A 16561-nucleotide genomic window follows, 5' to 3' on the forward strand; every position below is an offset into this window, starting at 1 on the left:
CGCCGTCATTCGAGCCTGGGTTTTAAAAATCCAGTTGACTTCGAACGGGCGGCTACCCTATCTTAACTATGTGTCCATTTTTTTAGGGGAAGACCATATATAAACGCATTATAGTTTCGAAAATACTTCAAGGTATGTTCCCAATATGGGTCGCCCTTAACACGAAACCTTAATCCATCCTTTGGCTTATCAAATTGCCTGTGTCCTTTTGTCTTTTGTAACACCATCTCCATTCCAGCTTCAGATCTATCAGCAGAAATAAGATAATACCTTATTCTGTCATAGCCCAGAGTCCTTATTGCATCTAGCAAAACGTTTATTCTGTTGTCAATTATCTTTTCAGTTACCAGCCTTGAACCCATTTCTATTAGTTTTTCTCTTTCAGTCACATCAATGACTGTATTAATGGCCCCGATGACTTGGCGACCCTTCTTTATAGGGCTTGACGTTATATCAAAATATCTAACCCTTCCGGATGATTCTACCTTCATAGGCACAGGACATCGATAGGAAACCCCGTTTGCAAAAACCGTAACAGCAGGACAATTATCACATGGACCTGATTGATCATATTTACACAAATATTCTACCCAACAACTTACTCCCTCTCGGAGTTTACCGCCAGTCTTATTTACGTAGTCAATGCCCTCCAACATTTTTCTATGTTCATCGTTGCGGTACCATATTCCATAAGCCTTATCAATTATACTAACACCACAACCCAAATTATTGAAATATCGTGGGAGCACATTAAGAACGGTTTCAGGTCGCTTACTAACTAATATCTCCTTTAACTCAAAAAAATGCGGTAAGCTCTTATTGAGTTCCAACACTAATTTGGGAATATCTTTATGATCCTGGACGATGTATCTTTTAGCTCCTGCCTCAAATGCTTTATCATGTGACGCCTTACTAGGTTTCAAGGTGTAAATAATTATTGTAGTATCATAATCTTTATTGATCTTTTTTGCTATGGCAATACCATTTAATCCATCCTTTGTAAAAGAATCCTGCAATATTTGATCTATTAGTACGAATTTATATTTTCTTTTTTCCAAATGCGGTTTCGCCTCAGTCCAGTTAGCTGCCTCACTAACATCAAACTCATTTATAAAACTATTCTTTAACTGGTACCTCGTGCCTACGCTATCATCTATAATTAATAAAGCTGGTTTCCGCTGCTGTTTTTTCATTTACCTAACCTCCCAAGTCTATAATATTAGATTATTGGGAATATCAATTTCAAATGCTGTACCACGATACATAATGCTTTCCTTTACCTTAATATAGGCTTCTTCCGATTCAAGTTCTTGTTTCGCAATCGCAAGTCCCATTCCATGCCCACCTCTGCGCGTAGTATATAAGGGCTCAAAAATACAGTCAAAGTTTTTTCGATGTACTCCAACAGCATTATCACTAATTTCAATAACTATCGGATACTCGCAGTCTGAATGGTATATTGTACTAACAACTATCTCTCCAATTTTATTAATAAACCAACTAATTTGTTGAATCGCATTGACCATTACATTCAGTATCACCACAAACAAATCCATTTTTGTTATTTTTATGTTCGGCATATTGCCACAATACCTGGTTCTTATAATTATGTCTTTGCTGGTAGCTTCATGCCTGGCAAAATCTATAATTGTGTTAAGAAATTCCTCAATATTAATAATTATGCCTACCTTTTCGGATGATATTAATGTTAATTTTTTTCCATAATTAACTATTCTTTTTGCAGACATCTGAATGCAATCTATAACATTACTGATCTCCTTATCACTTATATCCCAGTATTTTGATTTATTAAAAATATATTCTCGCAGAATATTAATGTTTCCTTCAAGCGCAGATGATTCTTGAAATAAACTATGCCCATATTGGGTCAATAACTCCCCTTCAAGACTGAATTTTTGTTTATCTTTCGCCCATTGGATATAGTTTTCTTCCATTAATAAATTTCTTATTTCCGCTTGGCCAATATTCGCATTTGCATAGTCTATTTCACTTAGAGTTTTTCTCCTGGAGTAAAACAGAAAATAACAATATCCAATCTCGGACGGCACGTTTATTTCCTTTCCAATGATTCGCTGAAAATCTAGCAGCTTACACAAATATCTAAATTTCCCCGGCAAAGTAAATGGATTCTTGTTGTTCGATTCGAATCTTTCCCCTCGCATAAGAATATCTCTTATTGGACTTTTATGCAAGTATTTATACCATTTGTTATATCCCTCTTTGATTCTATCATTATTCCATGAAATAAGTCCAACAAACTCACTATGTGGATCATAAGAAAATATGGCCGCACCATCGGCCCCAGCCAATTCCACTAATATTTTTAGATAATCCCTTATTTTAATCGAAAGAGTAGTCTGTCCATCAGCAGCACCTTCATTCTCAGTAGTCTTACGAAGGCCAGTCGGGCTTAGATAACTGCCCTTTATTCGAATACACTCAAAAAGTTCTTCAATGCAAAATGGTTTTAATAAAACATCCTGAATACCTAGAGCATTTAGATCATCTATTACCATATTCAATTTGATTGCAGTCATGATAATTATTTTTGCATCCGGATAATTATCTTTTATCAGATTAGATATCTCTATTCCGGCTTTGGCATTTTGGCCAATCTTAAGATCTACAAAAAACAAATCAATATTTGAAATGGACTCTTTCTGGGCATAATCACTTATAGATTCATAATCAGTAAAAGTGACAAATTTTATTCCCCAATCATGAAATACCTTATTTACCATATTGACAAGTGCCATATCATCATCTATAAAACATACATTTCTAAAGCCAAGATCATGTTTTATATTGCTATGATAAACTGAAGCACCGCCATCGTACTGCGCTGGCATACTTAATGCATCATTAATATCGGTATTATTTCTTCGACTTTCTATTGGTGCAATAACATCCAACACAACAAGTCTTTTATTTGTGTCAATATTTGATATCTTGCCCGCAATATAGTCTCCCTTATACAGCACTTCAGATTGTCGCAAAGCATCCCCACTTAATGGCGTCTCTTTATTACTGTCTTCATACTGTTTTAGCAGATAATCCGTCAAATTCTTAACATTTATAATTCCTTTTATGCCTTCATTTATAACACAATATGCATGGTTGCCAAATATATGGAATATTTCACCAATGACTTCATCACCTACAGAATAATATTTGTTGATAGAGAGCCACGGGTCTCTCGATTGACCAGTTTTTTGATTTACAAATCGCCGACTCAATAAAATGTTACAAGAATATTTATCCTTATTAAATGCCAAAACCTGCAACTTATGTGAACTACCAATTTTAAACACATCATTATAGTTTTTATTATCTTCGGTTGACCAAAAGAATTCTTCCTCTGGTACAGTTCCCATATAGGATTGTCCACTAGTCACAACAATCTTAAAAAATACTCTATATTCATAGGCTTTAAATACTATTCCATCGATAATACTACCGATGCCTAACATATGCATTGTATTTTACCTGCCATGTCGCCCAATTTTTTGAATAAATTCAGTGGTTGTCGCATTCGCTTTATTAAACTAAAATGCCGCAGATTGCCGTTGTTAAAATATAAAATAGTATCTATTATTGTCAAGGTCTAAAAGGCAGCGAACAGGTAGTTATTGAACCTTTCTAACTAGCAAAATTATTTTAGGCACTTTTTGCTAGCGCTTATTTTATAAATTGCCCATTTTATTTTTTAATGTCGTCACTAACTCGCTGTTTATCAATGCCTTGCTTGTCCAATTAGTATTTGGTTGTAGTTGGTTTGGAAATTTTATAAAACTTTATTTTGAAGAAACCATTCCGAAAAATACATGGTTGGCATCTACATATTTTTTAAGCTGATATTTTCATTATTGGATTAATTACCAATTTTAAGATTTAAATTTCAATTTCCCCACCGCCTTTTCCAGGTGATCTGGGGCCAGGTGGGCGTAGATCATGGTGGTTTGGATGTCGGAGTGGCCCAGTAGCTTTTTGACGGTGGGCAGGTCGACACCGTTCATGACAAGATGGCTGGCGAAGGTGTGACGTAGAGTGTGGAGTTTGGTTAGGCCTTCAATATCGGCTTCCTTGGCAATCTTTATTAATTGATCGCGCGTCCAGTTTCGGGAGTGGCTGGAACTCTTGATAGCGAAGACATAATCATCTGGCGACTTCTTTGACCGTTTATCAAACAGGCTTTTCAACAGCTCATGGAGATTTTCATTTATCGGAATGTCCCTCTCCCCCGATTTAGGCTGCCAGTTCTCTTTGAATCTGATCAGGATTCTACGTCTTTCTAAATCCACATCTTTCCATTGCAGGTTCTCAAGCTCCGATCTTCGCATCCCAGTGTTTAGAAATGTGAAATAGACCGGATATAATTCGGGAGGGCTGGCATCGAGGAACTTTCGGCACTCTCCTATTGTCAGAAACCGCGGCGGTTTGGCATCATCGACTTTTAGACGCTTGGCCCATTTGGTCGGATTTTCCTTCAGGTAGCCCCATTTGATGGCCTGATTGAATATCAACCGAAGCGCATCCAATTCAAAGTTGATCGTATGTGCTTTCGCTCCTTTTCGTGTTTTGTCAGTTGCCTTCTCAGGAGATTCCACAGGTTGGCCGTTGCCATTCACCAGACTACTTTTCCGAAAGATCTTATAGCGGTCAATCTGCTCGGAATTTACTTCAGATATGAAGGTTATATCCGGATATTCCTTCAAGAATTCCCGGAAATGGTTTATGACCGCACGGTATCGATCGGTGGTATTGGGACGATGGCTGGCCCCGGAATATTGCCGAAACAGCTCAAAGAATTTATCCAGGGTTATATCAGTCTTGGAGAATCCAAATTCCTCACGCGCCGCTTGCACCTCGGCGTCCCTGAGTGCCAATTCGGCAATGCGCTTGGATGAACCAATCCGTTTGCGGACTCTCCGGCCCTTTACCCGGACGTCGACATACCAGATTTTGCCTCTTTTGTAGATATTTCCCATATCGAAAAAACCTGAAATTGTTGGTCACAATATGGTCACAGCGTTGATTTAATAGTAATATCGACAATTATAACTGTTTGTCAAGTATAAAATTACGGATTTCTCCCAATAAAAAATGCCGAAGGTGGGATTCGAACCCACACACTCGTTCGAGCACTGCGCCCTGAACACAGCGTGTCTACCAGTTTCACCACTTCGGCATTAAAGCGTCAGCCAATATAATAGATTTTTCGCCAAGGGCAACTATTTTTTACCTGATCTCACCTATATTAAAATAGGAACTGTAATAAGTCCGGGGAAGCCGGCCTTCTTTTCTGGAAAACAACCCAATATGGAATTTATATCGGCCCGGCTTAAGATCGAGTGATTTCTCAAGCAGCTGGTATTCCCCTTCAATCCATTTACTGGTCATTTTAACCGGATAAATATCACAATTGACAAAACCATATGATTCCCGACCGCTTTCAAGCATATCTTTATTAACCGGATATGCATGGCAGAAAATAGTATAGTCTTCGCCGATGCGTCGATCGGTAGCGAATATCATTCGGAGTTTTGAATGGCCGGCGGCGTCAGAGACGGCTTTAATCGCCAATAATTTGATGCCTTTGTCAAAGCAGATTTCCGGCTCGAATGAAACCGAATCCTCTAATTCTTCCCCGGCCCGGCTTAAATATGGGCGCAGAGAGTCAGCATATATTTTCGGCAGAAAGTTTACGGCCATATTAAGACGATTAAATCTTGAGACACATTCGGAAAGCCCGACGGGAGAATCGGTCTTTCCAAAAAGTTCAAGGATTGATTGCGCGGGCGAGTCAATGGAATATATTCCGAATTTGTGCCTAAGTTTGAAATACTTTGATTTCGTCGTCGTCGTTTCGGGGAATTCCAGGCGCAGCTTTGTCGTGATCGCAGGATAATATAGAGGGTAAACATCAAAATAGACCGTTTTCGTCGTATCGTCAGTCGGAAGATAAAAATAGTCCACCGGATCAAGGCAATTATTCCTTAACAGGAAAGCCGTCCGGGCATCGTTGCAATAGTCCCCGACATATCGAAGAAATGCAATTCTCTTATCGAATCTCGAGGCCGTATGCGCCGCCGGGCCCCAGTGACCAAGGAAAAAATAATAAGGCAGATAAACAGCTTCCAGATAATGATTAGTAAGGAAAACTTTGCCGCGATAATCAACAGTCTTAAGGATATTGATATCATTCACCGGCGGCCGTTGATTTATGGCATTCTTGTAATGCTTTTCAGTAGTAATCTCCGTGTGCGAATTGCCATAGACAATAATAAAAAGGGCCGAGACAACCAGAATGACCAGTTTCATTTTCGGCCGTTTAATTCGCACATATCGGAACAAAAATGCCACGCCATAACCTGCAGATACCGTCAGGAATACAGGGAAAAGTTCGAGTATTTTCCGGGCCTGAATCGATGTCTCGAATATATTCAGCATGCGATCTATCAGATACAGAACCAGCATACTTGCAAGAAACAAGATGTAACGGCCATTTAGGGGTTTTCTTATTCGAAGCGCCAGATAGATTAATCCGGTAATATAAATCAGACTGTCGAGACTGTAATTAAAGATAGGCAGACGAAAATCAAGGTAATCCAGATGAAACCATTTATTCTGCATGGAATCGGCGCCGTACTGAATTATACTGATCACCAGTGGCAGCCAGTAGATTGAGGAAAAAACAGCGACGGCGCTCAGCATGAGAAGCTTGGTTTTAAATGGCGACGTTTCGAGAAATCCTCTGCGGCCCAGAAGCAACTGCAAGGCCGGCCTCAAAAAGATCGAGATGATACCGATAAAAAACCAGAAGTAATAAGTCATAAAGATCAGGGCACCCAGGAAACCGCCAAGCACGTACCAGCCTATGCCCTTATTCTTCCGGTTCCTGACATCCTCCACGAAATAGAGCCACCAGGGCACAAAGAAAGCGGCCGTAATGTGTTCGTAATAAACATAGTCGAGATGAATATCCCTTAAAAACAGCGTCAGAAAAGCAATAACAAAAGCGGCGCTTTTCAAGCCAACCTTACTCCAAACATAAAAAAGCATCACCGGGTATAGAGCATAGATGACGAAGTATCCATACTTAATGGTCTTGTAGCCTTCGATACCGAATAGCCAGGCCAATTTCCCCTGAAGATATAACCACAGAGGCGGATAGAATGAAGGCAGATTCTTGTAATACCAATCCTGAAAAGGCGAGGCAAATTCACGAAATTTGGTAACGAGCGCCAGGCGATTACCGTTATCGCCCCAGTGACCATTCATACCATAATCAGTGCCCTTAAACAACAGGGCATAAAAGATTACAAAATAAAAGGCCAGTGCAAAAATCCATGCCCATAGTTTTTGAGTTTTATCCAGGGACGAATTATAGATAAGGGCAGCCATAATAATTGATAGAAACAGCCAAATCTTTATTTCGACCATATCATTCAGTTTTTTTACGGAGTCTGCGGTATAGTATCCGCCACCGGAGAAGGCGAAAAAGGCTCCAGCCAGAAGGAATAAAATTACATAAATATATAAAATACTGTTTTTGTTGATCGGTACGCCTGTTACATTCTTCACATTTTCGCTCCCTGTTGAATAAGCAACTAAAATTATTACTTGTATGCAATTTGTCAACATTCAATTTAAAGCCAGGTGGCCGGAAGGATGCAAAATAAAAAAGCCGCCCGAAGGCGGCTTAATCATAATGAAAACATCATTTTAATTCAAATAAGCTCGCAGCGACCGGCTCCGCGATGCATGGCGCAGACGGCGGATCGCTTTTTCCTTGATCTGACGCACCCTTTCCCGTGTCAGGGAGAAGCGGGCGCCGATCTCTTCGAGTGTCAGAGCCTTTTCATGATTCAGTCCGAAATACAGGCTGATCACTTCGGCCTCACGCGGCGTTAATGTATCCAGGGCCTTTTCGATTTCCATTTTCAGGGATGATTCCAGTAATTCCTCATCGGGAGCGGGCTGGAATTCATCCTCGAGGATATCGATCAGCGAATTATCCTCGGAAACCGAAAAGGGTGCATCGAGCGAGAGATGCGAATTGGAGATTTTAAGCGTGTCCGAAACTTCGCCCTCGGAAAGGTCGAGCTCTTTGGCGATTTCATCCGGCGACGGCTCGCGTCCCAGATCCTGTTCTAACGAGCTCGAAATTTTACCTATCTTGTGCAAAGTTCCGACCCGGTTGAGCGGCAGCCGCACAATGCGGCTCTGCTCGGCCAGTGCCTGCAGGATTGCCTGACGAATCCACCACACGGCATAACTGATAAACTTGAAACCGCGCGTTTCATCGAAACGCTTGGCCGCCTTGATCAAACCGATGTTGCCTTCATTGATCAAATCGGCCAGCGACAGGCCCTGGTTTTGATACTGCTTGGCGACAGAGACGACGAATCTGAGATTGGCCTTGGTCAATGCTTCCAGGGCTTTCATATTGCCCAGCTTGATCTGTTTCGCCAGTCTCACTTCCTCGGCAGCGTCGATAAGTGGCGTTTCTCCGATCTCTCGGAGATACAGATCCAGAGATCTGTCTTCATCACGGTACTTTAATGATTGCTTAGCCACAATATATCAACAATCCTCCTTAAATAAGAGTACCCATAGCATCAGAAGCACCCCTACACTAAGGCCTGACGGCCTTGTACTCAATCGAACCCCCCGGATCGACCAGCAGGAACGGTATTGCCGTGCTCTTACTCTGAAGGCTTTCGGCGATTATCTGCAGATCGGCCAGGTTTTTTACTTCTTTGTTATCTACCTGAGTTATAATCGATCCGGGCATAACACCGGCCAGGTATGCCTGTGAGCCCTTAACCACCCGGTTTATATAAACACCCGGGAAATAATCGGAATTAATTTGCCTGGCAACATTCTCACTATATGTTTTCAATTCCATTCCCAGCCAGGTCACGAGTTGATTCGGCTGTTCGAATTGCGACGCATGTGTCAATTGGTATGTCTCACTGTCAACCAATCTGGCGCTGAATGTCACAGGCTTGCCGTCACGGATACCTTCCATTTGCGAATCCCGGTCCTTGGGAGCGGTCGAAATCAAAACCGAAAACTGGTCGGCATCAAGAATAGATTCACCGTTGAATTTTAACAAAATATCGCCGGTCTTGATACCGGCATCGGCCGCCGGCGATTCCTTGAAAACATCTTCAATATAAACCCCTTTGACCTTGTCGAGCCCCTGCTGGCGTGCCCGGGCCTCGTTGACGTCGGCGAGATACACGCCCAGCCAGCCGCGCGAAACTTTGCCCGTGGCAATTAAGTCAGGAACAATCGATCGGGCCAGGTTAATCGGTATGGCGAAACCGATGCCGACCGAAGCGCCGGTCGGACTGGATATGGCGGCGTTGACACCGATTGCTTCGCCCCTGAGATTCAATAGCGGGCCGCCGGAATTGCCGGGATTAATCGAGGCATCGGTCTGAATATAATCCTGGTAACGCGGGGTACCTTCGCCAAACCGAAGGTTACTGCGGCCCTTGGCCGAGATCACACCCACCGTCACTGTCCTGTCAAGGCCCTGCTGGGGAAAGGGATTACCGATGGCAATGGCCCAGTCACCCACCATAATTTTGGAGGAGTTGCCGAATGGAATATATTCTATTTTTTCTTGCGGATCTACTTTCAGTACGGCCAGATCGGTCTGAGGGTCGCCCCCGACAAATGAGCCGTCATAACGATACCCGGATGAGGTCCGCACGACAATTTTCTTGGCATTTTTGACAACGTGATAGTTGGTCAGGATATAGCCGTCTTCACGGAAGAAAAACCCGGATCCACTCGATATGGATGGCTCCTGGGGAATCTGGAAAAAACGCCAGAATAATTCGTCATGATAACTGTATTCCGTGGAAACCTCGGCCACAATATTTACCACGGCATCTTGGACGTTGTTGACAACCGCCACAAAAGGCGATTCGTATTCGTCGTCCTCATTCTGAACCACCGGATATTTCTGATTCGAAATATTGGCAGCCGATTTTTTGGTAAAATCGAGATTGGACGCGATAAGAATACCTGCAATGATGCAGATGACTACTATTAATCCTAGGGAGAAAAAACGATACCCTGCCCCCAAGATAGAAAACGACCCGTATCTCAAGTTCAACCTCCAAACAACATAGCTTTTTATTATACGACTCTAATTCATTTCTGTCAATACAATTATTGACATTTTTTCACAAGCTTCTTAGAGATTATACCGGCCTCGCGCCCCCGTGGTTTCGTATTTTTTTTTATCACTCACACAGCCTAAATTTTTGAACACCAAGACATTAAAATATACGGAGAGGATTGAGGAAAATTCAAGAATAACTGCCGGCAAGTGATTGACTTTTATAATTTTTAAGTTTAATATGGTAATTTATATGAATTATTCCGCAGAAAGAACATTAATGGTCGAAATCGGCCGCCGTTTGTATCGGAACGGTTTTGTCCCCGGAACGGACGGCAATATCTCCTGCCTTGTTGCCAGCGATAAAATACTCATAACCCCGTCCGGATCAGCCAAAGGTTTTCTTAAGCCGGAAGACCTGGTTCTGGTCGATCCGAGGGGTGGGCTGATTTCAGGGGTCGGAAAGCCATCATCGGAAATGCTGATGCATCTCTTTGTCTACCAACGGCGCCCCGATATAAAGGCCTGTTGCCATGCGCACCCCCCCTATGCCACCGCTATGTCGATTATCGGCCGTGGACTGCCGCCCGATATTCTGCCTGAAGTCATTCTTTCGGTCGGAGATATCCCCCTGACCGATTATGCCTCGCCCGGGACCGAAGCCGTCCCACAGGCGCTTGAACCGTTCATAAAAGACCATGTGGCTTTCATGCTTCGAAATCACGGCGTTCTGACAATCGGCCGGGACCCGGAAGAAGCCTTTTATCGCATGGAAACGGTTGAACATTTTGCCAAAATATTTTATATTGCCGGCGGCGCCGGAGAAATTGACCCTCTTGACAACCCCGAGATCGAAAGGCTGAGAAAAATTGCTGAAGCCATAAGACAGGAACGCAAATTATGATAAAAAAGGTGGTGCTGGACAAAGCCGACAGGCTGTATCATTTCCCTTTCGACCTGGAGGAATTTTATCCGCGGCGGGCACTGAAGTCCACGGAAAAGCGGATACCGACGGTCGATCTGGGGCATTTTGTATGGCCGGTCACTGAAACGAATACAGCCGCCTCCGAAAAATCGCTGGAATTGGCCGATGCCGATGATATGCTGAGGCTAAAAGAGGCGATCGCCGGTTGGCTGAAGCGTGAATATGGAATTAAAGTAGAGGCCCGAAAAGAAATATATATCGGCCAGGGTATTCACCGGATTATTTTTGATATTTTTCTGGCGTATGTCGAATACGGCGATATTGTTCTCTGCCCCGAACCGGGGATGCCGTTTTACCGAAGACTGGCGATTGCGGTTGGCGGGGTGCCGGTCACTTATCCGATTTCATCCCACACCGATTATAAGCCGGCATTTGTCAAACTTACCTCAAATTTGGGCAAGGCGGCCAGAATCATCACGCTGAACAATCCCAATAATCCGTTTGGGACAATGCTCGATGAAACCGAGTTGGCCGAGCTGATTCAGATTGCTTCCAAGCAAAATCTATTTATCATCAATGACGCCGCCTATTGCTCACTGGCCGAAGAAAGATTCCGGCCTTTGCGCGCTATCCCGGGCGGCGACAAGGTCAGCATGGAAATCTTTTCATTTCCTTTTACCTTCGGGATGCCTTACCTGCCTTTCGGCTTTGCGGTCGGAACGCCGGAAACAATTGCCGGTCTGACGACTATCAGGCAGACGCTGGCCCTGGCTTTGCCAAAAGGGTGGGTCGAAGCGGCCGTCCGGGCAATCGAGAATTACCCCTCGGCTGAAATCAAAATGGTCCGAAAGCTAATAACGCAATCCCGCCTTGAAGCTCTCCGGCTGGTTGAAAAAATGAACTGGACACAGGTCGGCGATCGGTCGGTGCCTTTTCTCTGGATCAAAATACCGGAGAGAAAACAATCCTCGACCTATGCGGCGGCGCTGCTACGGCGCAAAAGAATCCTCACCCTTCCCGGCACCGCTTTTGGTGAAATCGGCGAGGGCTTTATTCGGTTGTCGCTGACCGCCGGCCCGGAAAGCTATAAAGAAGCATATCAGCGTTTATCACGGAAAATGACTATCAGGTCACTAAGCGGAGAATAAATATGGACGTTATCCGTCTCAACAAAATGGTTTTTTACGGCTATCACGGCGTCTCTGCCGCCGAGAAGGAAACCGGCCGGCGCTATGAGGTCGATTGCGAGCTCGAGGCCGATCTCGCCCCGCCCGGTCAGACCGACTCGATCAAGGACACGATCGACTACGTGGCGGTTTATCAAAAAATTCAGCAGATTGTCGAGGGTAAGGCCTTTTCGCTGATTGAAAGCCTGGCCCGGGCCATTGCCGACGCCATCCTTGAGGAATTCCCGGTTTTCAGGGTTACGCTGCGTATCAGGAAGATGATCCCGCCGATCGCCGGGACAATCGATCATATTGAAATCGAAGTAACGCGGCGCCAGCCTGATACTTCCAAGATTTTGGCCGATACAAAAAGTAAAGAATGAAAAATGGCCAAAAAGGAGAAAATAATGCCGCAAACCGTATATCTGGGATTGGGTTCGAACCTTGGTGACCGTGAGAATAATCTGCTGACCGCCTGCCGGTTGATATCGGCTATGGAAGGTTTCGAAACCATCGACTTCTCCCCTCTTTATGTCAGCGAGGCGGTCGAAATGGATGAAAATTCTCCGTCATTTCTCAATATGGTGATTAAGGGTCAGTTCAATTATTCCCCGCTGGAGCTTCTCGCCAACATCGAAAAAATAGAAAAGCAGGTGGGACGCAAAAGCAAGGGCGATTACAAACCGCGTTCACTGGATATCGATATTCTTCTATTCGAGGATCATGTCTGCAGGATGGAGCGCCTGACGGTGCCGCACCCCAAATTGACCAAACGGCCCTTTATGCTGGTGCCGCTGCTTCAAATCGAGCCCGACCTGGTCCACCCATTGACAAAGAGGCGGTTTGATTCATATCTTAGGAAAAAAGACAGGCAGAGCATAATATTATTCAAGGAAATCAGCATCAAACATGCCAATACCTAATTATATCGCCATTGAAGGCGTTATCGGCGCGGGCAAGACGACGCTGGCAAGGATGCTGGCACAAAAGATCGGCGCCGAGATTTTGCGGGACGATGCAATGAACAATCCCTTCCTGGTCGATTTCTACAAGGACCGGAAAAGATATTCCTTCTCGGTGCAGATGTTTTTTCTGCTGACCCGCTACCAGCAGCAACAGCAGTCGCTTCTCGTGCGCGATCTCTTTGCCGAAAAAATCGTCGCCGACTATTCATTCATCCGCGACCACATTTTCGCCACCGTCAATCTTTCCAAACGCGAACTGATACTGTATGAAAAAATTCTGCCGCTTCTCAAATCCGATATCCCCAAACCGGACCTGACCATATATTTGCAGACATCCACCCCGGTGCTATTGGACCGAATCAAGAAACGAAATTTCGGTTTCGAGAGAAATATCGATGTCGATTATATCAACGACCTGAATGAAGCCTTCAACTATTTCTTTTTCCACTATGACGACTCTCCCCTGCTGGTCGTCAAGACCGATGATATCGACTTTGTCGCCAATCAGGATGATTTCGAGAATCTGGTGGAAGAAATCAACAAACCCATCTCCGGCAAGAAGTACTATGTTCCGGCCGGACATGCCATCAAGTAAACGAGGCGGTCATGTCGGTGCACAACGAACATAACGGCTCGAAGAAAATCACCGTAAGTACATTCATAAAGAAAAAGAAACAGGGCGAGAAAATCGCCGTCCTGACCGCTTATGATTATTACACCGCCAAATTTCTCGACCGGGCCGGTATCGACTCGCTTCTGGTCGGCGACTCGGCCGGGATGGTCGTGCATGGCGAGCGGAGCACGCTCCCGGTCACCATGGATATCATGATCGCCCACACGCGCGCCGTGGCGCGCGGCAGCACCAATGCCCTCGTCATTGCCGATATGCCGTTCCTGTCATACCAGCCGTCGCTGGAAACCGCCATCACCAACGCCGGGCGCTTTCTCAAGGAAGCTTATGCCGAGGCGGTCAAAATCGAGGGCGGGATCGAGATGGCCGCGACCGTCAAGCGGCTGTTCGAATGCGGGATTCCGGTGATGGGCCATATCGGCCACACCCCGCAGTCGATTCATCGGTTCGGCGGCGCCAAAGTGAAAGGGCGCAAGGAAGCCTCGAAACAGTACCTTCTCGAATCGGCGCAGGCGCTCGAGGAAGCGGGCGCTTTCTCGATGGTGCTCGAGCTGATCCAAACCGCCACCGCCTCCGAGATCACGAAGCTGGTGCATATTCCGACGATCGGCATCGGCTCCGGCAAAGATTGCGACGGGCAGGTGCTGGTAATTAATGATATATTGGGTTTGTATGATGAGTTCAAGCCGAAGTTTGTTCGCCGCTACGCTGACCTATCCGGCATCATCGAAAAAGCGGCCAGTGCTTTTATCAACGATGTCAAAACCGGCTCCTACCCAAACGACGACGAGTCGTTTGAGTAGGTAATAATAGCTCCTATTTACATAGTAATGTCATTCCCGCGACGGCGGGATTTTAGAAAATTATTGACTTTGGATACCATAAATTTTTATATTCTCACAACTGAGGCACTTCAGGCGGTATCAAACATGATAGTTTTTAGAGAAGAAATTACTAATGTACTAATTACATAATATGATTATTAATTTAGATATTACACAAATATTAGCTTGTTATGGAGTAATTGTCTCTACGATTGCAGTGACGTTGAGCTATATAATTATGGCAAGAGACAGAGGAAAACTTCGTTTATATGGGATGATTGCTCACAAGTATAGGAACGCAGGGATAAACAATGAGGGGCATAGAATTTTACAGAGAAGTGAGCTTTGCTTAAGCTTTACAATAACTAATGTTGGCAGGAGAGCAATTTTAGTAAAATGTCTAGCCAGGAAGACAAAATGGATTGGGAAAATGCATGGTTATATAATGTGCGATGATTTACCCAAGAAATTGGCTGAAGGAGAAGACCTTAATATTATTTTTGATAATTTTGAGGCAATCAAGGACAAACCATGGAGTATATATATTTGTGACTCCACTGGGAAAACTTATAAAATGAAACGAAAACACATTAAGATACTATATCAATCATATGATAAACTTCAATAATAGGATTTTTAGTATCTGCTTTTGGGATGGTTTTTGTCATGGTTTTGCCAAGTCCTTCTGTGGATCGCCATGTATGTGCTGACACTATTGTCACTGATTATTATTCAAGGAAGGAGCCTATAATATGAAAAAACATCATATAATTAAGACCATGTCGGAATATATGCACCTTCTTGAAAATGAATATGACAGCGACAACGATATTCTATTTCGCGGGCAAAATATCGATAAGCCGTTATTGCCCAAAATCGCCCGGATAAAAATGTATCAGCCGGTATTGGCTCGTGAACAAAAAATGTTTACGGAATTTATCAGACAATCCACGCCTTTTTTGGGTTCGGTCACCCTGAACGCATGGGACTGGCTGGCTCTCGCCCAACATCATGGAATGGCGACTCGCCTTCTGGATTGGACGATTAATCCCCTGGCGGCGCTTTGGTTTGCGGTCGGGAACCCTCCCCTGAAAGATCAATATGGAGTGATCTGGGCTTTCGAGACATTAAGCTCGGATTTCGCGGACCTGATTAATAAAGACCCCTTCAAGATCAAAAGAACAAGGCTGTTCAAACCTCGGAATATTGATGCACGGATTTCGGCCCAGGGAGGCTGGTTCACGGCGCATTCATTCGATCACAGACTGAAGATTTTTACGGCATTCGAAAAGACAAGAGTATATAAGAAAAGACTATCCAAGATTATCATACCCGCGGAAGAATTTTCATCAATTCGAAGAGAACTTGATCGATGCGGATATAATCCAATGACGATGTTTCCCGGGCTGGATGGGTTGTGCCAGCATATTCAGTGGCAAAATTCCTTTTTGGCAGACGAAGATTAACCCGACACCACCATCTCTGAATTATTAATCCGAATGCAGGGCAACCGTCTCGGCGAACGAGCGGCGCTGAAGCAATTGCTCGATCTTTGCAATCTCTGTTTCGGCGATATTGACAATTTTGAAGCCGGCATTGTACAGCTTGGTCTCCTCACTTTGGCGGCACCAGACACAGGTCATCGTAAAAAAGATCTCTTTGCTCCCCAGGATTGTCTTTGTCATGGCCAATTTGGCTTGTATGGTCTGAGTGACATCGATAGGAGTCTCGCCGACAATCATTAATCCTTCGGTTGTCAGATCGGCCAGGCCGCCGAGAAGTTTTTCGCTGGTTCGGTCGTAAACTCCGTAATAGGCGCTGGGACATCTACGCTGCTGTTTTCTGCGGTTGTCCATCAGGTTCACCTCAAATATTAGTATTGTCCAAA

15 protein-coding genes and 1 tRNA gene are annotated in these 16561 nt (G+C 44.2%); 8 read left to right on the top strand and 8 right to left on the bottom strand.

The genetic code is table 11. The annotated features are described in order from the left end of the window. Positions 1 to 62 precede the first annotated feature (62 nt). From CVT49_03280 to CVT49_03310, 7 genes are all read right to left on the bottom strand, one after another. Positions 63 to 1193 (bottom strand): hypothetical protein, encoded by a 1131-nt coding sequence (locus tag CVT49_03280; GenBank protein ID PKK84359.1) that lies wholly within the window; start codon positions 1191 to 1193, stop codon positions 63 to 65. A gap of 18 nt (positions 1194 to 1211) precedes the next feature. Beyond that, the gene (locus tag CVT49_03285; protein PKK84360.1) at positions 1212 to 3497 is read right to left on the bottom strand and encodes a hypothetical protein; all 2286 of its coding nucleotides are present in this window, start codon (positions 3495 to 3497) and stop codon (positions 1212 to 1214) included. Between the two features lie 408 nt (positions 3498 to 3905). Further along, positions 3906 to 5009 carry a hypothetical protein gene (locus CVT49_03290; GenBank protein ID PKK84361.1) on the bottom strand — a complete coding sequence of 368 codons (1104 nt, stop codon included), beginning with the start codon at positions 5007 to 5009 and terminating at the stop codon, positions 3906 to 3908. A 116-nt stretch (positions 5010 to 5125) separates the two neighbouring features. Then, positions 5126 to 5209, bottom strand: a tRNA-Leu gene (locus tag CVT49_03295). Positions 5210 to 5259: 50 nt separating this feature from the next. After that, positions 5260 to 7665, bottom strand: a complete 2406-nt coding sequence (locus tag CVT49_03300; GenBank protein PKK84362.1) for a hypothetical protein — start codon at positions 7663 to 7665, stop codon at positions 5260 to 5262. 81 nt (positions 7666 to 7746) lie between these two features. After that, positions 7747 to 8604 (bottom strand): RNA polymerase subunit sigma, encoded by an 858-nt coding sequence (locus CVT49_03305; protein ID PKK84363.1) that lies wholly within the window; start codon positions 8602 to 8604, stop codon positions 7747 to 7749. A gap of 55 nt (positions 8605 to 8659) precedes the next feature. Continuing rightward, positions 8660 to 10156 (bottom strand): hypothetical protein, encoded by a 1497-nt coding sequence (locus CVT49_03310; protein PKK84364.1) that lies wholly within the window; start codon positions 10154 to 10156, stop codon positions 8660 to 8662. A gap of 220 nt (positions 10157 to 10376) precedes the next feature. Here CVT49_03310 and CVT49_03315 point away from each other — a divergent pair, with 220 nt between their 5' ends. The 8 genes from CVT49_03315 to CVT49_03350 all read left to right on the top strand — a co-directional run bounded on the left by CVT49_03315 (position 10377) and on the right by CVT49_03350 (position 16139). Next, complete coding sequence (locus CVT49_03315) at positions 10377 to 11066, top strand: class II aldolase family protein (protein ID PKK84365.1); 690 nt, start codon at positions 10377 to 10379, stop codon at positions 11064 to 11066. Next, entirely contained in the window at positions 11063 to 12235 is a 1173-nt protein-coding gene (locus CVT49_03320) for a hypothetical protein (protein ID PKK84366.1), read from the top strand. The genes CVT49_03315 and CVT49_03320 overlap by 4 nt, the downstream gene beginning before the upstream one ends. Before the next feature lie 2 nt (positions 12236 to 12237). Then, entirely contained in the window at positions 12238 to 12636 is a 399-nt protein-coding gene (gene folB, locus CVT49_03325) for a dihydroneopterin aldolase (protein ID PKK84367.1), read from the top strand. A gap of 3 nt (positions 12637 to 12639) precedes the next feature. Then, positions 12640 to 13176, top strand: coding sequence for a 2-amino-4-hydroxy-6-hydroxymethyldihydropteridine diphosphokinase (folK, locus tag CVT49_03330; GenBank protein ID PKK84368.1), 537 nt, complete (start codon positions 12640 to 12642; stop codon positions 13174 to 13176). After that, positions 13163 to 13813: a deoxynucleoside kinase gene (locus CVT49_03335; protein ID PKK84369.1), complete on the top strand. Its 651-nt coding sequence runs from the start codon at positions 13163 to 13165 to the stop codon at positions 13811 to 13813. Before folK ends, CVT49_03335 begins: the two co-directional genes overlap by 14 nt. Positions 13814 to 13824: 11 nt before the next feature. After that, on the top strand, positions 13825 to 14652 hold the full coding sequence (gene panB / locus CVT49_03340; GenBank protein ID PKK84370.1) for a 3-methyl-2-oxobutanoate hydroxymethyltransferase: 828 nt from the start codon (positions 13825 to 13827) through the stop codon (positions 14650 to 14652). Positions 14653 to 14824: 172 nt separating this feature from the next. Then, the gene (locus CVT49_03345) at positions 14825 to 15301 is read left to right on the top strand and encodes a hypothetical protein (GenBank protein PKK84371.1); all 477 of its coding nucleotides are present in this window, start codon (positions 14825 to 14827) and stop codon (positions 15299 to 15301) included. 124 nt (positions 15302 to 15425) lie between these two features. Next, positions 15426 to 16139 (top strand): hypothetical protein, encoded by a 714-nt coding sequence (locus CVT49_03350; GenBank protein PKK84372.1) that lies wholly within the window; start codon positions 15426 to 15428, stop codon positions 16137 to 16139. Between the two features lie 24 nt (positions 16140 to 16163). On the opposite strand, the gene CVT49_03355 is transcribed toward CVT49_03350, so the two are convergent. Continuing rightward, a complete protein-coding gene (locus CVT49_03355) occupies positions 16164 to 16529 on the bottom strand; it encodes a hypothetical protein (protein PKK84373.1) in 366 nt (121 codons plus the stop codon). Positions 16530 to 16561: the final 32 nt, after the last annotated feature.

The organism is candidate division Zixibacteria bacterium HGW-Zixibacteria-1 (genome assembly GCA_002838945.1).
In the GTDB taxonomy this organism is placed as follows: Bacteria; Zixibacteria; MSB-5A5; order GN15; family PGXB01; genus PGXB01.